This window comes from Paenibacillus sp. PvP094, assembly GCF_040546835.1.
GTDB classification, from domain to species: Bacteria; Bacillota; Bacilli; order Paenibacillales; family Paenibacillaceae; genus Paenibacillus; species Paenibacillus illinoisensis.
The window spans coordinates 1,009,988-1,030,894 of record NZ_JBEPOM010000001.1 but is presented as its reverse complement, the minus strand read 5'-3'; the positions used below and the strand labels follow the sequence as shown (position 1 = coordinate 1,030,894).

At 47.8% G+C, this 20,907-nt stretch carries 17 protein-coding genes; 13 read left to right on the top strand and 4 right to left on the bottom strand.

Annotation, left to right across the window (positions count from 1 at the left end; all coding sequences use genetic code 11):
* The first annotated feature begins 101 nt into the window (after positions 1 to 101).
* The 4 genes from ABIC22_RS04940 to ABIC22_RS04925 all read left to right on the top strand — a co-directional run bounded on the left by ABIC22_RS04940 (position 102) and on the right by ABIC22_RS04925 (position 4,634).
* Positions 102 to 1,874, top strand: coding sequence for an ABC transporter ATP-binding protein (locus ABIC22_RS04940; protein WP_354478861.1), 1,773 nt, complete (start codon positions 102 to 104; stop codon positions 1,872 to 1,874).
* Positions 1,855 to 3,696 (top strand): ABC transporter ATP-binding protein, encoded by a 1,842-nt coding sequence (locus ABIC22_RS04935; protein ID WP_354478859.1) that lies wholly within the window; start codon positions 1,855 to 1,857, stop codon positions 3,694 to 3,696. The genes ABIC22_RS04940 and ABIC22_RS04935 overlap by 20 nt, the downstream gene beginning before the upstream one ends.
* A gap of 261 nt (positions 3,697 to 3,957) precedes the next feature.
* Positions 3,958 to 4,272: a hypothetical protein gene (locus ABIC22_RS04930; RefSeq protein WP_127538507.1), complete on the top strand. Its 315-nt coding sequence runs from the start codon at positions 3,958 to 3,960 to the stop codon at positions 4,270 to 4,272.
* A 53-nt stretch (positions 4,273 to 4,325) separates the two neighbouring features.
* The gene (locus ABIC22_RS04925; RefSeq protein ID WP_127538508.1) at positions 4,326 to 4,634 is read left to right on the top strand and encodes a hypothetical protein; all 309 of its coding nucleotides are present in this window, start codon (positions 4,326 to 4,328) and stop codon (positions 4,632 to 4,634) included.
* A 207-nt stretch (positions 4,635 to 4,841) separates the two neighbouring features.
* On the opposite strand, the gene ABIC22_RS04920 is transcribed toward ABIC22_RS04925, so the two are convergent.
* Entirely contained in the window at positions 4,842 to 4,988 is a 147-nt protein-coding gene (locus ABIC22_RS04920; protein ID WP_354478856.1) for a transposase, read from the bottom strand.
* Positions 4,989 to 5,488: 500 nt separating this feature from the next.
* Positions 5,489 to 7,480 (bottom strand): DUF4832 domain-containing protein, encoded by a 1,992-nt coding sequence (locus tag ABIC22_RS04915; RefSeq protein WP_354478854.1) that lies wholly within the window; start codon positions 7,478 to 7,480, stop codon positions 5,489 to 5,491.
* A 642-nt stretch (positions 7,481 to 8,122) separates the two neighbouring features.
* Between ABIC22_RS04915 and ABIC22_RS04910 the strand changes: the two genes are divergently transcribed.
* The 5 genes from ABIC22_RS04910 (at position 8,123) to ABIC22_RS04890 (ending at position 13,667) form a co-directional block, all read left to right on the top strand.
* Positions 8,123 to 9,223 (top strand): Gfo/Idh/MocA family protein, encoded by a 1,101-nt coding sequence (locus ABIC22_RS04910; protein ID WP_354478853.1) that lies wholly within the window; start codon positions 8,123 to 8,125, stop codon positions 9,221 to 9,223.
* Between the two features lie 11 nt (positions 9,224 to 9,234).
* On the top strand, positions 9,235 to 10,125 hold the full coding sequence (locus tag ABIC22_RS04905; protein WP_337034323.1) for a carbohydrate ABC transporter permease: 891 nt from the start codon (positions 9,235 to 9,237) through the stop codon (positions 10,123 to 10,125).
* A 12-nt stretch (positions 10,126 to 10,137) separates the two neighbouring features.
* Complete coding sequence (locus tag ABIC22_RS04900) at positions 10,138 to 10,971, top strand: carbohydrate ABC transporter permease (RefSeq protein ID WP_154892817.1); 834 nt, start codon at positions 10,138 to 10,140, stop codon at positions 10,969 to 10,971.
* A 69-nt stretch (positions 10,972 to 11,040) separates the two neighbouring features.
* Positions 11,041 to 12,384 carry an ABC transporter substrate-binding protein gene (locus ABIC22_RS04895; RefSeq protein ID WP_354478849.1) on the top strand — a complete coding sequence of 448 codons (1,344 nt, stop codon included), beginning with the start codon at positions 11,041 to 11,043 and terminating at the stop codon, positions 12,382 to 12,384.
* A 251-nt stretch (positions 12,385 to 12,635) separates the two neighbouring features.
* On the top strand, positions 12,636 to 13,667 hold the full coding sequence (locus ABIC22_RS04890; RefSeq protein ID WP_154892815.1) for a LacI family DNA-binding transcriptional regulator: 1,032 nt from the start codon (positions 12,636 to 12,638) through the stop codon (positions 13,665 to 13,667).
* Between the two features lie 159 nt (positions 13,668 to 13,826).
* Here ABIC22_RS04890 and ABIC22_RS04885 read toward each other — a convergent pair whose 3' ends face one another.
* Positions 13,827 to 14,732 (bottom strand): AraC family transcriptional regulator, encoded by a 906-nt coding sequence (locus ABIC22_RS04885; RefSeq protein ID WP_354478846.1) that lies wholly within the window; start codon positions 14,730 to 14,732, stop codon positions 13,827 to 13,829.
* A gap of 187 nt (positions 14,733 to 14,919) precedes the next feature.
* Here ABIC22_RS04885 and ABIC22_RS04880 point away from each other — a divergent pair, with 187 nt between their 5' ends.
* The 3 genes from ABIC22_RS04880 to ABIC22_RS04870 all read left to right on the top strand — a co-directional run bounded on the left by ABIC22_RS04880 (position 14,920) and on the right by ABIC22_RS04870 (position 17,531).
* On the top strand, positions 14,920 to 15,474 hold the full coding sequence (locus ABIC22_RS04880; RefSeq protein ID WP_354478843.1) for a carbohydrate-binding family 9-like protein: 555 nt from the start codon (positions 14,920 to 14,922) through the stop codon (positions 15,472 to 15,474).
* 139 nt (positions 15,475 to 15,613) lie between these two features.
* Positions 15,614 to 16,459: a sugar phosphate isomerase/epimerase family protein gene (locus ABIC22_RS04875; RefSeq protein ID WP_354478840.1), complete on the top strand. Its 846-nt coding sequence runs from the start codon at positions 15,614 to 15,616 to the stop codon at positions 16,457 to 16,459.
* 61 nt (positions 16,460 to 16,520) lie between these two features.
* Positions 16,521 to 17,531, top strand: a complete 1,011-nt coding sequence (locus tag ABIC22_RS04870) for a Gfo/Idh/MocA family protein (RefSeq protein WP_354478837.1) — start codon at positions 16,521 to 16,523, stop codon at positions 17,529 to 17,531.
* Positions 17,532 to 17,994: 463 nt separating this feature from the next.
* Here the strand turns inward: ABIC22_RS04870 and ABIC22_RS04865 are convergent, their stop codons facing one another.
* On the bottom strand, positions 17,995 to 19,599 hold the full coding sequence (locus ABIC22_RS04865; RefSeq protein WP_354478834.1) for a bifunctional metallophosphatase/5'-nucleotidase: 1,605 nt from the start codon (positions 19,597 to 19,599) through the stop codon (positions 17,995 to 17,997).
* 252 nt (positions 19,600 to 19,851) lie between these two features.
* Between ABIC22_RS04865 and ABIC22_RS04860 the strand changes: the two genes are divergently transcribed.
* Entirely contained in the window at positions 19,852 to 20,838 is a 987-nt protein-coding gene (locus ABIC22_RS04860) for a phosphate/phosphite/phosphonate ABC transporter substrate-binding protein (RefSeq protein WP_354478831.1), read from the top strand.
* The last annotated feature ends 69 nt before the right edge of the window (positions 20,839 to 20,907 follow it).

Below are 20,907 nucleotides of genomic sequence, written 5' to 3'. Positions count from 1 at the left end.
TGAAATTTTACATAGAGTTTAAGAAAGAGACTAACGGAGCTGGCTGCGTAGACACAAAATGAGTCACGGTAATCTAGCGCTCCGGTGCCGGAGGAATGGTAATGATCAAGCTGTTGTACTACTTGAAGAAGTATCGGGTTGCCGCGATCGCAGCACTGGTCATGATGCTGATTGAGCTGGCGGTGGAACTGGCTCAGCCTTACCTGATCTCCAAAATCATTGACAACGGGATCCAGCAAGGTGATCTGTCCGTGGTTTGGTTGTGGGGCGGCGTGCTTGTAGGCAGTGCCGTTGTGGCATTTGCTGCCGGGATTGCCAGTTCGTTTTTTGCATCACATGCGAGTCTGGGGTTCGGATATGACCTGAGGGAGAAGCTGTATGACAAAGTGCAAGCGTTCTCTTACGCCGTATTTAACCGATTCGCCACGTCATCGCTGATTACCCGATTAACCGGGGACGTGACCCAGGTGCAGGATACGGTATTCATGAGTCTGCGATTCATGACCCGTGTACCGCTGGTGGTTATCGGAAGCATGATTATGGCCGTTATCGTGAATCCAAGGCTCGGGCTGCTGCTTGTGGTGATGGTGCCTGTACTGCTCGTATTTGTAGTTTGGATGATCAAAAAGGCCGCGCTGCTGTTCCGCAATGTGCAGCGCAGACTGGATGCCGTTAACGGAGTCATCCAGGAAAATCTGACAGGCATCCGGCTCATCCGTGTCTTCGTCCGCATGGGCCATGAGATCGAGCGCTTTGCCGGATTCAGCGGCAAGCTGATGAAGGGTACGATCTCCGCGCTACGCCTGACGGAAACCACAATGCCATTCATGCTGCTCATGATGAATGGCTGCATCATCGCCGTCCTCTGGTTCGGACGGCGTGACATCTCCACCGGCAGCGCAAGCGTTGGTGAAGTGGTCGCGGTCATCAATTATTTGCTTCGCACCATTGGGGCCATGTCTGCCCTGTCCTGGATTCTGGTGACCTTCTCCCGAGCCAGTGCTTCGGCACAGCGGCTTAATGAGGTGTTTGATACGGAGGATGGTTCGGAGACTGTTCAGAATACAACTTCAGCACAAAATTCCGTGACTGGCGAGAAGGTTAAACGAGCTAACCCTGTTCAAGGTGCCGTTGAATTTCGGGGTGTAGGATTCAGCTATCCGAACAGTGATATTACGGTTCTGGAGGATATTACGTTCTCCGCCAAACGAGGGGAGCGCATCGCCATCATGGGAGCGACAGGATCAGGTAAATCCTCACTCGTACAGCTGATTCCAAGGTTGTATACCGAGGATCAGGGCAAGGTGTTCATTGATGGCAGAGATGCAGACCAACTGGCAATCCCTGCATTGCGGGGAGCAATCGGTTACGTGCCGCAGGAGGTGGTACTCTTCACGGGCTCTGTGCGGGATAACATTGCCTGGGGACGGGAGAACGCGACGCTGGAAGAGATCAAGGAAGCTGCGAAGCGCGCCCAGATTCACGACACGATTGAGAAGCTCCCGAACGGATATGATACGCAGCTGGGCCAGCGCGGTGTTAACTTGTCCGGTGGTCAGAAGCAGCGTTTGTCCATTGCACGCGCATTGATCAGACGTCCGAGTATTCTGATTTTGGATGACAGCACCAGTGCACTTGATGTGGCAACGGAAGCGAGGCTGCTGGATGCACTGGAAGAGCTATCTTGTACAACCTTTATCATCACCCAGAAAATCAGCTCAACGACCTCTGCGGATCTGATTCTGCTGCTGGACGATGGACGTCTGATTGGACAGGGTAAACACGAAGACCTGATGGATTCGTCCGAGCTGTATCGCCGAATCTATGGATCACAATACGGGGAGGGTACACCGCATGTTCAAAGCGTTCATTGAACCTTTCCGTCAGCCTCCGCCGCCACTGGACCCCGAAGCCCTAAAAGCAGGGGGAGGTCGTAAGCCGAAGGCACGGGCCAAGAACTGGTCCGGTACACTGGGCCGGATCTGGACATATCTGGCCCGCCGCAAAGTGAAGCTGACGATGGTGCTGCTGATGGTATTTGCCAGTTCCGCACTGGCGTTGCTTGGTCCGTACATGGTCGGTGTGGCCGTGGACAATTATATGGATGGAGAAGCGACAAGCTCCAGCTGGATGACGTTTCTGCTGGGTCTTGCTGCGGTGTACGTGCTGTTCTCGCTCACATCCTGGCTGCAAAATATATGGATGATCGAGATTGCTCAAGAGACCATTTTCCGGATGCGTTACGATCTGTTCTCCCATCTGCATAAGCTGCCGATTCCATTCTTCGGCAAACGTCAGCAGGGTGAGATCATGAGCCGGGTTACGAATGACATCGAGAATGTCAGCGGTACGCTGAACAGCTCGGCCATTCAGATTTTCTCCAGTGTGTTGACGCTGCTGGGAACGTTTGGCGTGATGCTCTGGTTAAGTCCATTGCTGACCTTGCTGACATTTATCGTCGTACCGCTGATGGCGATTGGCATGCGCTGGATTACACGTCGAACCGGACCGCTTTTCAAAGAACGTCAGCGTAATCTGGGTGAACTTAACGGGTATATTGAGGAGACCTTGTCCGGACAACGAATCATCAAAGCCTTCTCCCAGGAGGAGCGGGTGGTTCGCGGATTCGAAGAGCGGAATACCCGAATCCGGGTATCCGGTTTTTGGGCGCAGACCATTTCCGGTTTTATCCCCAAACTGATGAATGGATTGAACAACCTGAGCTTTGCTATTGTGGCAGGGATCGGGGGGATTTTGGCCATCCAGGGTACGGTTACCGTTGGGGTCATTATCATCTTCGTGGAGTATGCTCGTCAGTTCACTCGTCCGCTCAATGACCTTGCGAACCAGTGGAATACGCTGTTGTCCGCGATTGCCGGGGCTGAGCGGGTGTTCGAAGTGTTGGACGAGGATGAGGAAGCAAAGGATGAAGGAGCTGCGGTTTCTCTGAACAAGGTAGAAGGAGCCGTGCGCTTCGATCGGGTTTCCTTCGGATATGATGAGGGACGCAACATTTTGCATGAGATCAGCTTCGAGGCGAAGCCGGGTGAGATGATTGCCCTCGTGGGGCCGACGGGAGCCGGGAAAACAACCTTGATTCAGCTGTTGTCCCGCTTCTATGATCCGACAGCGGGAATGTTGACGGTTGATGGACGGGACATTACGACCATTCGGCGTGAAAACTTGCGCTCCCACATGGCTTTTGTGCTCCAGGATTCATTTCTGTTCCAAGGGACCATACGGGAAAATATCCGTTTTGGCCGTCTGGATGCAACAGATGAAGAAGTGGAAGAAGCTTCAAGGCTGGCCAATGCTCACTCATTCATTATGCGCATGAAGGATGGGTATGACAAAGTGCTTCAGGCTGACGGAAGCGGCATCAGTCAAGGGCAGAAGCAGCTGCTTGCCATTGCCCGGGCAATTCTGGCTGATCCGTCCATACTCGTATTGGATGAGGCGACCAGCAGCATTGATACCGTTACGGAGATCAAAATCCAGGAGGGATTGCAGCGGCTGATGCAGGGACGTACCAGCTTTGTCATTGCCCACAGGCTGAACACCATTCGGCAGGCAGACCGGATTCTGGTGCTGAAGGATGGGCAGCTGCTGGAACAAGGTTCACATGATGTGCTGCTGGAGCAGGGCGGCTTCTACAGTGAACTGTATTACAGCCAGCTGCGCAAGAAAGCACAATAGTAGTCTGTGAGTCAGGGGATCTTTCATATTAGATTTTATTATTACAGTAAAAGAGCAGGGATGAGGGCATGAAGCCCTTGATTCCCTGCTCTTTGCCGATTTTTCGAAGGTGTGGGAAAGCGCGGCGCAGAGCCTGGCTAAGGGAGAAGATAGGAAATATAGACAGAAGACCGTATTGAATTTTCTGGAAAATACATCCGTGACGATATGTCAACTTCAGGATATACTGGAACGAGATATTTTTCAGGAGGTACTTGTTGGATGAAGAATGCAAAAGTTGCTTACTCGCTCTTCTTTTTCAATGCGGTCTATCTAATCACTTTGCTTGGGTACCCGGTGGTGCTTATGCTTTGTGTGTTTATGTTTGATGCGCCGACATCACATGACTATATATCCAACTATATAACGGTCTATATTATGGCCTCATATCCTGTTGCTGTTCTCTTGTCACTCAGCTGTTGGATTTTCTATCATGTACGTAAATTTAAATGGGCCCTGGTTATCGGTAATTTATTGTTGTTCTGGGTTGCGGCAATCATATTAGTCGGCATTGCCTCCAGTATTGTTTCGTTTTAGATCATAGCTAGAATCCAATGAACTGAGATTGTGTTTCCGGGAGGTCACTAATTGTGAAAAATCGTACCGTAGCATACTGGCTTTTATCCATCAACGCAATCAATTTGATTACTCTGGTAGCCTATCCTTATATGTTAATTATCAGTTTCTATATGTTCGCCAGCAGCAATACAGATGATTACATACTGGAGTACATTGCCGCAGGGGTGATGGCTACGTATCCGGTTCCCGTCCTTGCATCATTCACTTGCTGGGCGTTCTATAATAACTATAAGTTCAAAGCTGCATTAATGATGGCGAATTTGATACTGGTTTGGGTGGCGGTCCTGCTGCTGGCTGCGCTTGCTTCCACCCTGATATAGGTTAAAAGCAAATTGCAAAGGCAGAACCTTCATACGCGAAGGGGTCATAGCCCCGTCAAGTAGACAATAAAAAAATAGAAATCTCATAGCGGCATACCTTTTTGTGATTCACCACGAGACATTCCTTACCACTGCACTACTAAAATGCTTCTTTGTCCAACGTCCACGGTAATCCTCAAAGCTCTCTCCGTTTTGGCTTTTACGAACCTATGTGATAATCTGACTCTCGCTCTTAATCCCAAACTTCTCTATGATCTGACTGTATTTCCAACCTTCTTCCGTTCGAAGACAAATAGCCTCTTTCTTCGTCTCTTCGCTATATCGATTAAAGGTTTGACCTTTCTTTGCTGGCATAACCAAAATCCCCTCCGGTATCCAGTGTTTGAGTTCATTGTAACATGTCCTCTTTTTTCACTGTCTACCATGAGGGGATAATACCAACCCCGGACGGGAGCCCAATCCTTTTTTTTGATATGTGCGATATGAAGTGGAGATCGTTCGCGGATGCCATATAGTCAACATGTTATTGCAATGAAGGCTAAGCAAGGGGAGAGTGTATTGTAACGAACATTATTTGCCGAAATACATAGGTTATGAGATTCTAAGGAACCCCAGAGATGTTATTGACCCTGAATGAGTGTATTTTAAGTTGACTCTGTCCTGGAAATTTGAATATAAGGCTTCTGAAGTTCGTTAAATTTTGAGATCATGCCAAAACCCTCGAATAACGTGCCTGATGTACGTTAGCGTTCGAGCAGGAATGAGGGCATGGGAAGTTATGCCTTCTTTCCTGCTCTTGTAATTTACACGTACAATAATGAGTGTATTACATCATACAACGTAACATCTGACATTTACTTCGTTACACTGCTCAGTTTGAACGATCCGTCGGTCAGCTTGTTTGTGTTGGCAAAGTCTACGCCAGGTTTATTTGTTTCCGGGTCGATGATCGCAATCGCGATATCATAGGTTCCGGCAGCAAGACCGGAGACCGGAATGGAATCAGTCAGGGTATAGGTACCTGTTTTCCACGTGGTCAGATTAACAGTTGTTGTTTTCTTGGCGACCACGGTATTGCCGCTGCGCAGTTGAATTTCAACTGGCCAGGCAAACGGGAAGTGCTGTACGCCTTTATTCTCCACTTTAATCGTTGTTGTAAACGTGCTTCCGCTAATGGTGGATGGATGCGAAATTTCCTTCACGACAAAGTGGTAACCCATTCGTTTCTTAAGTGCATCCATATTGGCCTGTAATGCATGATTCAGAGGAAGCGAGGCAGGGGAATTTGGCCCCAACCAGCTGGGTTTGCTTAGCTCCGTCTGACGCAATGTTTCCGTAAATCCACTACCGTTGGTTAATGCTGCAAGCATGCCGGAAGTGCCCCCATAAAATTCACCCCCGGAGATTCGCGTCTCCCAGAAGTTCGGATGTCCTGGCTGCTGCTGACCGATGTCATCCCAATAGCCATTCTGGGTGCCTGTGTACCAGCCCCAATCCGCATCAAAGCTGTCTTTATGTCCAAACACATCGTTAAACATGCCCATGACCATGCCTTTGTTATTGGTTTTGGCGAGGGCGATACTGCGCCGGATCAGAACCTGCATTTTATCTTCTTTGCCGGCAAAGGCATCAATATAATGCTGAACATACTTGTTCGAGATGTCATTGGTCGGGAAAGCACCTGTGTAATTGGTTTCACCATTAGGTCCGATATAAGGCCACGTATGGAACTCGCCCCAGTGTCCGAGAGAACCGATCTGGACAAAGGCGACCGGACGATCATTCGTGTTGTATCTTGCTGCAATGGCTTCGATGGCTAATTTGTGCCGTTCTTGCAGATAGGTGGAGTTGTAATTGGGAGAGAAGCCCATGTTGTTGCCCGTACCCATGCCTCCGGTTGTATCGTTGTATACGGTTCCTGGCGATTCTCCACGGGCAACCATGTCATTGTAGAGCCAGTCGGGAATATCCCGGTGAGCCTGTCCTGTCGGGCTGTCGAGAATGAAGCGAAACACCACTTTGACGCCTTTGCTTTTCCAATAGGCAAAATTGTTGGCGGCTTCAATTGCACTAAAATCATATGTGCCTTTGGTAGATTCAAGCTCCTTCCAGGTCACTCCGGCATATACGAGCCTGTGTGGCTGTGGATATGTCGTGCTCTTGGCCGAAGGCGCCCAGCCTTTGAATGGATTGTTGAGTGGGCTGTCCAGTTCTACGGGATTCACCACTGTATTGTTGCCCGTACCACCACCCGATCCAGCTGAGGTCAGAAGGTAAGCGGGCAATGATTGTCCAGCCGCAGGCAATCTCGACGTATCCGAGCTGTTGTCGATATAGCCGACTCGCACTGTGCTGCCTGCACTGATTTGCAGTGTGGAGAGAGGAATAGCGACCTCAATGACGGTGGAGCTCCGGTAGAATTGGGAGCTGGTCAACGTGCTGTTGAAATTCCAGCTCCAATCGGTTCCGCTGCCGCCGTAGCGATATAACCCCGTATTTTCAAGCAGCCACTCCACACCTGTAGCTCCCCAGCCGGCAGCCTGGTAACCAGTTGAAGTATTGTTATCCGTATTGATCCAGAAGTTGCCCATCGTTGTACTCAGACCAGAGCCTTGAATAAGCAGATAGAGGTTGGTTCCATCATGGGTTACTTTGAGCGTCTGGGCAGTGCCGCTATTGGTGCTGAGAGAGCTAACGCTGCTCCAGTCGCTGACATTGCCATCAATGGTGATGTTTGCAGCAGAGGCTTTGGGTAAGGCTCCCGCAGGCAATAGCAGGGTAATCATGAGGATAAAAGCCAAAAACAGTCCAAAGCTCCGCTTGCTTTGATCAAATAATCTTGTCATGGTATACCTCCTGAATAATGGATTTGAATGATAATTCGTTCGGCCCACCTCGTGTTTCTTTGTGAGGGGGAGTTAGGAGAGTTCAACTCCTTTCTGATCCACATAAAGTGGAGGAATAGTGACGTTTTATGTGAGAATCATGGTAGTTAGAAGGAGATAAACAAGTGGAAAGGTGGAATTTTGGTTTGCGGCAAATATAAAATGTGTTTTCAGTTCTTATATTCTATGTCTAAACTGCATTATAGGGGATGAATACAGGAGATTCAACAAGTATTTTTCTGAAATTTATTGTGATTTCCTATTGGAAATAAGAGTGTTTCATTGAATTTTGAATATAATTATTCATAAATTAATCATAGTATTTGCCGCAAATAAAAATGAATACAAATTAAAGTATATGATAATACAGTAAAAATGTAAACGCTTAATTTACGATAAATAAAGAGATATATAGTTTAGAGGTATGTGAAATAGACAGCGAATATGTTGCCGCAAAATATTTTAAAATTTAGCCAAAATCAATTGACAAGGGATTAAAACTATTTTACTATCGATACATAGTCACAGTCCTGTTAGATTTCTTGACATTGAACTAGCTTTAGGGCATTTGCCGCAAATTAACGAGCAACGGAGAGTGTAAGCATGGAGAAGATAAAAATGGCTTTTATCGGTGTAGGAGACATGGGGTCACATCATTGCATTGGTTTTGATTTGCTCGAGGATAGTGAGGTTCGTTATATCTGTGATATGAATGAAGCCAATGTGGCACGTACGCTGGCTGAACTCAAGAATAGCAACCCCACCATCGTTAGCGATTATCGTGAGCTGCTTGCCAAGGAAGATTTGGATGCGGTGGTCATCAGTGTACCGAACTATCTGCATCGCGAAGTGGCAGTCGCTTTTCTGGAAGCGGGCAAGCATGTATTTCTGGAGAAACCGGTCGCCCATACGATTGAGGACTGTGATGCCATTATAGAAGCGGCGGAAGCCTCGGGACGGGTATTGCAAATCGGATTGGTTTATCGGTATTCGAATCTGTATCGCCGAATGGAGAAGGAATTGGAGAACGGACGTCTTGGTGACGTGAAATTGATGTGGTGTAAGGAATTCCGTGACCCGTTCCCACCTGCGGATTGGTTCTATGACAAGTCCAAGTCCGGGGGAGCGATTGTAGAGAAGGATTGTCATCACTTCGATATTTTCAACTGGATGATCCAGGCGAAGCCTGTCCGCGTGTTTGCCTCTGGAGGCCAGCATGTCATGAAGCAAGGGGAGCCCAATCGGATTCAGAATTCATACAGTCACTATCCGACGAAAGAAATCTCGGACACCTCCATTGTCGATCATGCCTTTATCACCATTGATTATGATAACGGCAGCAAAGCCAATCTGGGTCTGTGCATGTATTTGAAACCACGCAATCTGATGGGAGAAGGGCTTGAGATCGGCCTGATCGGAGAGAATGGCGGTCAGATGGTGGCCCGTAATGACAAGACGATTGATATCGTTGGCGGGCAGGACTGGACAAAGGATCACCTGGACATTGATGTTTCGTCGGATTCCATCATGGGCGGACATACCGGGGGACAGACCCAGCGCATTGATTTTCTGAAATGTGTACAGGAAGGCAGACAGCCTTTCGCGAGTGCACAAGTTGGTCGTAACGCGCTGCTTATTGCCCTGGCTGCAGAGAAATCCATTTTGGAAGAGCGGTATGTCTATTTAGAAGAAATTTCAGGCTGAGGGGTGTCATCATGAACAGGTTGAGAAAATATGACACACTGCTGTTTTTTCTCTTCATTTTGCCTTGGATCATCGGATTTATTACCTTTTTCCTGTTTCCTTTCGGAACCTCGGTCTTCTACGCCTTTACCGATGCAAGGCTTCCGGGAGCAACCAATTACAACTTTGTTGGCATTGATAATTTTACACACATGATGGATGATCCCATCTTCTTGAAGAGCTTGATGAACACGATGTTTTTCGTGGTATTCGGTGTTCCGATCGTAACGGCAGGTATGCTGGGTCTGGCGATGCTGCTTAATTTTAATGTCAAAGGTATTGCCTTGTTCCGCACTTTCTTCTATTTACCGACCCTGGTACCCATTGTGGCAACGGTTATTATCTGGCGACTGGTGTTCAACTCCGAATTCGGCATCCTGAATGCCGGACTTGGCGCGCTGGGTATTGGCAAAGTGGACTGGATTGGCGGAGAGCATACGATTAAGCCGGTCATCATCATGCTTCAGGTCTGGATTTCGGGCAGTGGGGTTCTGATCTTCCTGGCTGCACTGAAAAATGTACCCAGACATTTGTATGAAGCTGCTGCCATTGACGGTGCAAGCGGGATTCGTCGCTTTTTCCAAATTACGCTGCCCATGATCAGTCCTTCCATCCTGTTTGTCATCATTATTCAGACGATGTATAACTTTCAGATGTTTACGGAAGCGCTGCTGTTATCCAAGGGTGGTCCAAACTACTCTGCTTATACGTTTGTCTACAATATTTACAAGTCGGCCTTTACCGATCTGAAATTCAGCATGGCGATGACGCAGTCCATTTTCCTGTTCGCCGTGATCTCGCTTGTCACCCTGATCCTGATGAAAGTATCGAACCGCTTTGTGTATTACGAGGGAGAACGATAGGAGGAGAGTTACATGAACAGCCGAAAAATAGCGATAAAAACGTCCCAATATACCATGCTGATCGTAGCATTAATGCTGTTCGCAGGGCCTCTGGTATGGATGCTCTCGACCATGCTGAAAACCAAAGCGGAAACCTACAAGGTACCTCCAACCATCCTGCCAGACACATTCAGTCTGGAAGCCTTTGAACGATTGTTTGCTGTGCAGCCGATGATGTGGCAGTGGATTCAGAACTCCTTTATCATTTCCTTTTTTGTTGCAGCGGGAGCAGTGGTGTCCAGCTCGCTTGTCGCTTACGGTTTTTCCCGTTTTGCAAACAGATACCGGAATATTCTGTTCCCGGTTGTGCTTGTTACCTTAATGATTCCTCCATCCATTATGATGATTCCCTCGTATGTTCTTTTTTCCAAGCTGAACTGGATTGATACCTGGTTGCCGCTCATTGTGCCAGCCTGGCTCGGAGGCGCCTATTATATCTTCCTGTTCCGACAGTTTTTCATGACCATTCCCCAGGAGCTGGACGAGGCTACATATCTCGACGGCGGCAATCGCTGGACGGTATATGCACGGGTCATTATGCCGCTGTCCAAACCCATTATTATGACAACCATTATTTTTGCTTTTGTGAACTCCTGGCTCGATTTTCTGGGGCCGTTCCTGTATATCAAAAATGCAGAAATGTTCACGCTTAGCGTGGGCTTGCAGCTGCTGATTGGTCAAACCAGCCAAGATCTGCCGGCACTTGCTGCGGGTGCATTCATCAGTATTGTTCCGATCGGTCTGCTGTATCTGTTTGCACAACGTTATATCGTTGAGGGGGTGGTGCTTACGGGCACCAAAGGATAAAGTGGTGACTGCTTTCCGGTTTTCAGGTGAACAGGACTTATTGAAATGACTTAAAGGGGAGTTGTGTATATGAGAGCGAAGAGTAAACGGCTATTCAATGTATGGGCACTTGTACTTGCGACAATGGTGGTAATCAGTGGATGTGGAAATGGGGGATCATCCGAAAACGCCGACTCTTCCGGTTCTGGCAGCAGCCAGAGCGAACCTGTAACGATCACATACTCCCAGTGGGGGACGGCAGAAGAGCTTCATCGTACACAGGAACTGCTGGATCAGTTCATGAAGGCCAATACCGATATTAAGGTCAAACTCGAAGGCAAGGATTGGGGCAGCTATTGGGACGGACTGACAGCGAATGCAGCTGGGGGCACACTTCCGGACGTGTTCAAAACGAGTTATGCATACGTTGAGAAATACGCTGAGCTCGGCATTTTCAAGGAACTGGACGGCTTGCTGGCAGAAAATCAGTTTGATCTGAACAATGTAGACAAAAGTCTGCTGGGACTTCACCAGTATCAGGGCAAACAAGTATCCTTGCCGATCGATGCCAATGTCATCGTCTGGTATTACAACAAAGCAATCTTTGAGAATGAAGCGACCAATCCTCATAAAGCTCCCGTTCCATCGCTTGAGCCAACGTGGGATGAAATTACAGACATTGCTACCAAGCTGACACTGGATAAGAACGGGAAAAGTGCAGACGAAGCGGGTTTTGATGCCGGTAACATTGTGCAGTGGGGCTTGTCCATTTCACCAGGGTCAACAATGGATTGGTTCCTGGAGCCAGAGCTGTGGTCCAATGGTGCGAAGCTGGTGAATGACGATGGTTCACTTGCGCTTGAAACGCCTGAAGCGATGGAAGTGCTGAACTATTTTATCGACTTGACCAAAACTAAAAAGATTAACACCACCCCTGCACAGATTGAAGGTATGGGTGGACAGGTGAACCTTGCGATTACGACATCCAAAGTAGCCATGAATCCGGGTGGCAGCTGGAATACAACCAACTACCACGAGGCTGGTGTGGATTACGGCATTTCCTATTTGCCAAAATTCAAAACCAACCAAACCGTTGTTCAGCCAGCAGGTCTTGCAATCAGCTCCAATACCAAGCATGAAGAGGCAGCTTATAAGCTGCTCGCTTGGCTCGCAGGTCCGGAAGGACAGACAGAACTGGCGAAACAGGGATACTCGATTCCGGCTAACAAGGCTGCAGCGGATGCTTATATTGCCACTGTAGGTGAAGATAATAAAATCTTCCTGGATGCGCAGCAGTATGGCATTGTATCTCCCTTTACAACCAAGAAAACCGATCTGGTCTGGACGTATGGTGAGCAATCACTCAAACTTCCACTTGCCGGAGATGGTGATCTGAACGCAGCGCTTAAGGATTTGGCCTCCAAGATGCAATAAGCAGATAAAGTGGTGTATAGGCTTCATACGTTTTCCTAAAAGAATTAAAATTGCGGCAGTTATGGGGGGCAGAAAATTCCCTGACTGCCGCTATTATTTTATTAAAGACAGTGCCCATGCACCATTTCATTGACTTCTGGCCAGTAGAAATATAGAATTATATTTGCCGCAAATTTGTGTTGATAGAGATAAAATTGCCCCAATACGAATGGGGTTTAAATACATAGTTAGAGGAGAGGTGGGGACTTCACATGGCAAAATTGAAGGATATTGCAGACCGCGTTGGTGTATCGATCTCTACCGTTTCACGTGTGATGAAGAACGATGTCAATCGATCGGTCAGCGATGAAACCCGTAAAAAAATATGGGACACCGCTGAGGAGCTGGGCTACCGTTCACAGCGCCCGGCCAAGAAGAAAAAGGTTCAGCCCAAAACGGCATATGCAATCGGCTGTGTGGTTGCCATCCCCCAAAATAAATACAACAGTCCTTATTTTTCAGTCATTATGGAAGGCATTGAGAAGCAGCTTGCTGAAGCAGGCATGCGTCTGGAATTTGTGTACAGCATCGAAAACGATGGGGATATCGTGCAGCTGCAGTCTCTGGTAAAGGAACATCAGATTGATGGCATGATTGTGGTGGAACGGATTGATCCGGAAGCCTATCGCTGGCTCAAGGCCAATGTACGAACTGTTGTGGGTGTGGATATTACGGACCCGGACATTCCGGTCGTTGGTTATGATCGAGAAGAAGCTGCCAGAGAGGCAACGAATCATCTGATTGACCAAGGGCATCGGATCATTGCCTACATTGGTGGAGCAGAGTTCAAGAATGATTTTCTAGAGGAAAAACGGTTTCTTGGTTATCGGCGTGCCATGACTGATGCGGGATTATCTATTGATCATGATTGGGTGATTGATGTGAAATGGGATGTTTCGCTGAGTTATGAATTGACCAAGCGGGCATTTACCAACAATGCAAACAGACCTACTGCCATTTTTGCGGCCAGTGATATGATGGCGATTGCTGCCATGCGTGCTGCAACTGAGCAGGGACTCCGCATTCCGGAGGATATCGCCTTCTTTGGGGTAGATAATATTGAAATCTCCGAATTCACTTCTCCACCATTGTCGACCATTCATGTGCCCAAGCTGGAGATGGGCATGTTCGCGGTTAAACAGCTGCTCGATTATCTGGATCATTCATATGAAGTGGCTATCAAAATGATCGTACCGTACCGCTGTATACTCCGCCAGTCTTCCAATGGTAGGCGAGAAGTCTGATCACTGTGCCTGAGCGAGCGAAACAGGCCATCATTCTGTACATGTAACAGGCTAATGCTTGAATACATCGTTCTCAAGAAAGAGTTCCCTTGTCCTGGTTTGGAAGGAGGGAACTCTTTTTTTGCTGAAACGGCAGCATACGGCCGAATAGAAAGATTTTCAAAGCATTCTGGACAACTTCCGATATTCCCGGGGTGAGATGCCCTCATATTTGCTGAACATGCGACTGAAATAATGAATGTCAGGGTAACCGCTTTGTACACCCACAGCCTCGATGGAATAATCCGTTTCCCGCAGCAGTTTGCGTGCCTCGCTTAGGCGGATGGATTGAATATATTTGTTGGGCGGCATGCCTGCCATCTGTTTGAACAATTTGGCCATGTGATCCACACTCAGGTTCAATTGTTTGGCGATGCTCGAATTGGTCCACGGGTCGGATGGAGCGACCTCTATACGTTTCATGAGTTCGAGCAGTTTATCTCCGTGTACTGAATCATGACGCGGCGAACTTCGCCTGGATGAGCGCAGCAGATGGGTCAATAGTTGCAGCATTAAGGCTTTGCATACCAGTTCATATCCCGATTGGCGCATCGTAAATTCATGAACCAATTGCTCCATAAGCTGCACGGCAGCTGGAGAGGGGGTATATACCGGATTGGAAGATAGCGGCGTCATGCCCTCTGCGCAAGCTTCCACACCGAATTTATGATGCTGAACCGTCTCCTCGTTCACAACCATGTCTGCCTCGGTCAGAATGGTCAATTCGTTGAAAAAATCAAAGTGAATGCCAATGAAACGTGCTTCTGGGCTCGAAACCACCTCATTTTGATGATAAACCCCGGCAGGTAGCAGGATTAGCTGACCTGCCTTCAATATATGGTGTTTATCATTCATATAAGTTGCAGCTTCACCTTGAGAGACGTACAGAAGTTCAAAATCATACAGACGCCGCTTGGCCAGTTTGCCAGGAGGAAGACTCTGGAACTGAGCGTAATGTACGCTCGGGGACCATTCTTTGTAATTTGTGGTTCGTTGCAGAGGATATACCGCCCGTTGGAGAGACATAAATTCCATCCCCTTTTTTGATGAGATTAGCCTAAATAGATTTATTTAAAACTAAACGGAATTGTGCAAATAATCTCTTGATCACCTAAATAAATAATCGTGTAATTTATTTATAATATATGTATTATTACATGTTCTTACGAATGAGACAACATCACGGATTAAGCTAAAAAAGGAGAGGATTACGATGCACTCTCTCCCGGTCGAACGGAGCACGAGTTATTGCTGCGAACCCCTCAGGTCAGTTTCACAGTGTGGCTTCCCATCGGCTGCGGATTGGGAACGATGTGTTCCAGTGGAATTGGTGGATACAGTAACCGGCAGACCGCCTCATCAATCCACAGAAGTCCGTTTTGGCTGGAGTCCCGAATACTTGCATATTCGCTTTGTATGCCAGGATGATCATGTCGTATCTGATTTCACGGAAAGGGATCAGCCATTGTATGAGCAGGATGTGGTTGAACTGTTCATTGATGAACAGGGCGATGGCAGGAACTACATCGAACTGGAGGTCAGTCCGCACAACGTAATATTTGATGCACTCATCCACAATAACGGCGAAGGTTCGGAATTGAAAACAGATGTAACCTGGCAGCTGGAGGGTTTGCAAACGGCTGTAGAAGTGGATCGTCAGGGCCATCGGGTGTATGTGATCCATATTCCAGCGAGTAACTTCAAGTCGCCCCTGACGAAAGGCGTATGCTGGAGGGTCAACGCTTACCGTATTGATGAGAATGTGTAGGGAGATCGGGAGTATCAGGCATGGCAGCCCACGGGGGCTGTAAACTTTCATATACCTGCCCGATTTGGTCATTTTCAATTGGGATAGCTATGCGATGCTGAAGAACCGGTTTTTTTATATTTTGAAGGAGGGTATTCGATTGAAAAAAGGGATTAATATATGGTCGTTTCCAGGAGATGCCTCTATCACGGATTGTATTCAGACAGCGAAGTCAGCTGGCTTTGAGGGGATTGAACTATCGCTTAATGGAGAAGGTGAACTGAGTCTGTCTGCCACAGAACAGGAGGTTCGTGACATTCAGGGACGTCTGGAGGAAGCTGAACTCGAAATCGCGGGACTTGCAACCGGGTTGTACTGGGATTACCCGATGACGAGCGCCCGTCCGGAGATTCGCACGAAAGCACTGGATGTGTGTAAAAAACAGTTGGAGCTTGCCGCAGCATTTGGTGTGGATACCATTCTGGTCATTCCGGGTGCCGTTGGTGTGGATTTCATTCCAGACAGCGAAGTGACCGATTATGAAGCCGCCTACGAGCGGGCGCAGGAAGCGATTGCGCACCTGCTGCCTTATGCGGAAAGTACCGGCGTATCCATTGGTATTGAGAATGTATGGAACAAATTCCTGGTGTCACCGCTAGAACTGCGTACCTTTATTGATTCTTTTGGCTCAGAGTATATAGGTTCGTATTTCGATGTGGGCAATGTCGTGCAGAATGGTTACCCGGAGCAGTGGGTTCGCATTCTGGCTCATCGGATCAAGAAGGTGCACTTCAAGGATTACCGCCGTCAAGCGGGAGGACTTCATGGATTTGTGGATCTGCTGGCAGGTGATGTGAATTATCCAGCGGTGATGCAAGCACTACAGGCCATTGGTTACGACAACTATGTGACAGCCGAGATGATTCCGCCTTACACTCATCATTCGGAGCAGATCATATTCAATACATCCAAAGCGATGGATGCCATTCTTGGACGTTCTCAGTAATAAATTCGGATAACAACGTTTATTAGAATGTTAATTCTATTTTGATATGGGAGGTAGAGATATGTTAAAAGTGGGATTGATCGGTTTTGGGTTTATGGGACGTATGCATTTTGACAACTATGTACGCCTCACCTCAGAAGGGGAACCCGTGGAATTGGTAGCCATCTGCGATCTGAGAATAGAGGAACTGAAGCACGGTAAAGCAGCTGGAAATATGGCAACAGAGCAAGAGGTATATGATCTCACACCGTATCGTTTGTACGACAATATCGACGCGATGCTGGAGCAAGAGGAACTGGATATCATTGATATTACGCTGCCTACACCATTGCATGCTGAACTAACGTGTTCCTTGCTGGAGAGAGGCTATCATGTGCTGTGTGAAAAACCGGTTGCGCGTCATTCGGCGGAAGGCTGGAAGATGGCACAGACGGCCAAGGAGACAGGAAAAACACTGATGATTGGTCAATGTTTACGCTTCTGGCCAGCCTATACTTATCTGAAATCCGTTGTGGAAGACGGCCGCTATGGAGCGGTAAACGCAGGTTACTTCTTCCGGGGTTCAGGTCTGCCACAAGAGTGGTTTCTGGATGGCGAGAAAAGCGGTGGCTGCATATTAGATATGCACATTCATGATGCGGATATTATTCACTGGGTGTTTGGCAAACCGGATCAAGTATCCACGCTGGCTCGCAACGTTATTCCGGGAAGCGGCTATGATACGGTCTCCACCAACTATGTATACCCTGATGGAAAAGTGCTGAATGCCCAAGCCGACTGGACGCTGGGGGGAGACTACGGTTTCTCCATGACGTATCGCGTTAATTTGGAGCAGGGCAATGTGGTCTTTGAGAATGGTGATCTAAAAGTGAATCCGAATAATGCTCCCGGTTTCGTCGCTGAGCTGTCACCCGACTCGGGATATTATCACCAACTGAAATATTTTATCCAGTCTGTTCAAGCTGGTACGCCTGTATCTGTATGTACACCGGAAAGTGCAATAGGCACGCTTGAGTTAATTGAAGCCGAGATGCGCTCGGCGGATGAGCGTGGGGCATTGGTTACATTATAATAGGAGCAGGTTTGATGAATGTAACAACTTAACCGTACAGGCGAATATGGATTGAATAATGAAGAGGGGCTGTCTCGTGGTCATGAATATGACGGGACGTCCCTTTTGAGCATCCATGTCATGGCTCATCCCACCCGCTTACGATTACGGTTTTGAGCAGAGGGTTGAGCGCTAACGAATCGAAGACACGTTATACAGGAGTTTAAAGCAATTACAGTAATCAAGGAACCTGAGACACGTTACTATAAGATGTTGAGCCGTATATCGCGTTAATCGTCACATTTTTAGGAAATAGCGTGTCTGGTGTTCCTTACAATTATAAAAGAGGGTCGGGGGGACAAATAAGACGTCCTAGGTTCCTAAGAACAAGAAACAAGCATACAACCAAGCATGCATGCTCGCTTGTATGCTAAAGCCTCCTAAATCCCTGCCCGAGTCCACCGACATAAGCAGTAATTCCCCCTTACGACCCAACAACCCACCAGTTATTCACCTGCTCCACGGTTAGTGGTTGATGTCTGCGAATATAATCCTCAACCAGTGCTGCCATATCTGTGGCGCCTTCATGCAATACCTTTTTGCCAGGATACATGGCGTAATCTCCACCACCTGCCGCACGGTAACTGTTCATCACGACAGAGTACGTCCCCTCCGTATTAAGCGGTTTACCTTCACGTTCCAGTCCAACCACTCGGCTCCCCACAGGCTTCGATATATCGAGCTCGTATTCAAGCCCTGCCCACATATCATAGTTGTAATGCTGCGGTTTCGGAGTCATATAGGCCGGATTGACCACCACTTCACCGGAAGCGTTCAATTCAAAATAGCGTGCTGTTTGCTCCAGCGCATCCCGAATGTCCTGACCGCTTAGCTCCAATACAGTCAATGTGTTGGGGTATATAAAATTGGATAACACATCCCTCACCGTAATGCGGGGGCCAAAGCCGCGGGCTTCTTCACTGAGCAGTGCCGTATTGGAAATTTCAGCTCCGGTTGCTTCCATCTGTACCTGGTGTACAAAGGTAATAAAAGGATGAGATGCGAGCCGCAGAGCAGTGACATCGTTGATGGACAAGTCCCCGGCTACGTCGCCAATCGGCTGATCGAGCCATGCTTGAGCTGCAGCTTCCAAGTCTTCCGTAAGATCCATGACAACAGCATCGGGCTGTACATGGCTGTTCTCATCCAGAAGTAGCAAACGAGCTTCTTTCCCCGTAATCTTCCACGTTCCGTCTGAATGCTTTGCTAACTGAACGGATACATGTCCTGCACCATTTCCGCTGAAGCCTGGCTGTATGACAGTCACGCCATGAATATCGGCGGTAAGCTGGCGATGCTGATGCCCCGTGAGGAGTACATCAATACCTTCGATGTCACGGCAGATGGCATAGGCCTGGTTTTCTCCGGTTAACCGTTCGGCAGGCTCACCGCTCTCCAGATCACACTCAAATCCGCCATGATAACTGACGACCATTACGTCCGGCCGCTCATGCTCGTGAATGTAAGCAACCCATTTCCGAATGGTCTCCAATGCGTCAAGGAACTGCAAGCCTTCTATATTCTTCGGATGCTCCCAGTTCGGGATATAGTGAGTGGTTGCACCAAGCAGAGCTACTTTCACACCCGAAGATAATGTCTTGATGAGATAAGGAGGGCCATACGCGGGTACATCCGGCTGTTCGCTGCTTACAATATTGGCGGATAACCATGGGAATTTGGAGGCTTCAACGGCTCCGCGCAGCAACTCCTGACCATAGTTAAATTCATGATTGCCCATCACGGCAGCATCATAGCCCAGTTCGTTCAGAACCGTGATAAAGGGATGAACATGGCTATCCGCATCCAAGGAAGCTGCATAGGATGCCAAGGGAGAGCCCTGCAGCAAATCCCCGTTATCCACCAGCATGAGTTCGGGTGAACCTTCGCGCTCCTTGCGGATCAGCGAAGCGAGTAGGGCAAGACCTGCGGGACGGTACGCATTGGTGTTGTAATGAATGGGACGGATGGCCCCGTGAAGATCACTGGTGAACAGGATGTCGAAATTAGACGTGCGGGTTACGGATGTCATTTTACAATCTCCTCTAATATATAAATATGAATATATGGAATCACAGGCTGTTTTGCCAATGATTAACGAGTGAAGATCAGCCTCTGTACCTATATCTTCAACCATAATGAGCCTATTCTAACAGATGAAACTTCGTCTGACAGCCTGACAGGAAACTTTACAAAACTCCAAATTTCGTTTCACATCGCGCAAATATTTGCCAATTATAGTAGACAAGTATTGAAAAATAGAAACTCTTTGGAGGGTGTTCGCTTGAAGAAGTCCGCTTTATTTTTACCATTGTTGATTTTGGTTCTGTTTCTAAGTGCTTGTGGGTCTAGCAGTACAACGGGTTCGGCTAACGAGACGAATTCGAGCTCCAATGCTTCCGGTGCATCTACCGAAACGGCAGAAACAGAAAAAGAAGCCGAAGGGTATGTACCAACTGAGTTGACTGTACAGTTCGTTCCATCCCAGAATGCAGACACGCTTGAAGCCAAAGCAAAACCGCTTGAGAAATTGCTGGGCGACAAACTGGGCATTCCGGTAAAAGTCAGCGTATCCACGGACTACAACACAATTATCGAAGCGATGGCTTCCAATAAAGTAGACGTGGGCTTCCTGCCACCAACGGCTTATGTACTGGCAAAAGAAAAAGGTGCAGCACAAGTTATTCTGCAGGCACAACGTTTTGGCGTAAATGATGAGACAGGTGCTCCGACGGAAGAACTGGCTGATTCCTATAAATCCATGTTTATCGTGAAAAAAGATTCACCGATTCAATCCATTGAAGAACTGAAAGGTAAAAAGATCGCCTACCAAAACGTAACTTCTTCCGCAGGTTATGTATGGCCGGCAGGTCTGCTGCTGGACAGAGGCATTGATCCATTGAAAGACGTAACTCCTGTAACGGTAAAAGGTCATGACCAAGGTGTTATTGCTGTACTGAACGGTGACGTTGATGCAGCAGCTATTTTCCAAGATGCACGTAACACGGTTTCCAAAGACTACCCAACGGTATTTGAAGATACACGTGTACTGGCGTTCACAGAGCCAATTCCTAACGACACGATCGCTGTACGTACAGACATGAATGCGGACTGGACAACCAAAATCAAACAGGCGTTCATCGACATTGGTACAGATCCGGAAGGGCATGAAATCATCAAGGAAATCTATACACACGAAGGTTATGTAGAGTCTGATGACAGCAAGTTCGAAATCGTTCGTCAATACGGAGAAAAAGTAAAAACCGAGTAGTCTTTGTTACAAGTAGACATTTGAAATATGTAGATGGTGTCATTCGTTTCCAATGAATGTAACAGATGT

Coding starts and splice junctions, on each gene's coding strand:
- ABIC22_RS04940 (WP_354478861.1), top strand. CDS start 102: ATGATCAAGCTGTTGTACTACTTGAAGAAGTATCGGGTTGCCGCGATC.
- ABIC22_RS04935 (WP_354478859.1), top strand. CDS start 1,855: ATGTTCAAAGCGTTCATTGAACCTTTCCGTCAGCCTCCGCCGCCACTG.
- ABIC22_RS04930 (WP_127538507.1), top strand. CDS start 3,958: ATGAAGAATGCAAAAGTTGCTTACTCGCTCTTCTTTTTCAATGCGGTC.
- ABIC22_RS04920 (WP_354478856.1), bottom strand. CDS start 4,988: ATGCCAGCAAAGAAAGGTCAAACCTTTAATCGATATAGCGAAGAGACG.
- ABIC22_RS04915 (WP_354478854.1), bottom strand. CDS start 7,480: ATGACAAGATTATTTGATCAAAGCAAGCGGAGCTTTGGACTGTTTTTG.
- ABIC22_RS04910 (WP_354478853.1), top strand. CDS start 8,123: ATGGAGAAGATAAAAATGGCTTTTATCGGTGTAGGAGACATGGGGTCA.
- ABIC22_RS04905 (WP_337034323.1), top strand. CDS start 9,235: ATGAACAGGTTGAGAAAATATGACACACTGCTGTTTTTTCTCTTCATT.
- ABIC22_RS04900 (WP_154892817.1), top strand. CDS start 10,138: ATGAACAGCCGAAAAATAGCGATAAAAACGTCCCAATATACCATGCTG.
- ABIC22_RS04895 (WP_354478849.1), top strand. CDS start 11,041: ATGAGAGCGAAGAGTAAACGGCTATTCAATGTATGGGCACTTGTACTT.
- ABIC22_RS04890 (WP_154892815.1), top strand. CDS start 12,636: ATGGCAAAATTGAAGGATATTGCAGACCGCGTTGGTGTATCGATCTCT.
- ABIC22_RS04885 (WP_354478846.1), bottom strand. CDS start 14,732: ATGTCTCTCCAACGGGCGGTATATCCTCTGCAACGAACCACAAATTAC.
- ABIC22_RS04880 (WP_354478843.1), top strand. CDS start 14,920: ATGCACTCTCTCCCGGTCGAACGGAGCACGAGTTATTGCTGCGAACCC.
- ABIC22_RS04870 (WP_354478837.1), top strand. CDS start 16,521: ATGTTAAAAGTGGGATTGATCGGTTTTGGGTTTATGGGACGTATGCAT.
- ABIC22_RS04865 (WP_354478834.1), bottom strand. CDS start 19,599: ATGACATCCGTAACCCGCACGTCTAATTTCGACATCCTGTTCACCAGT.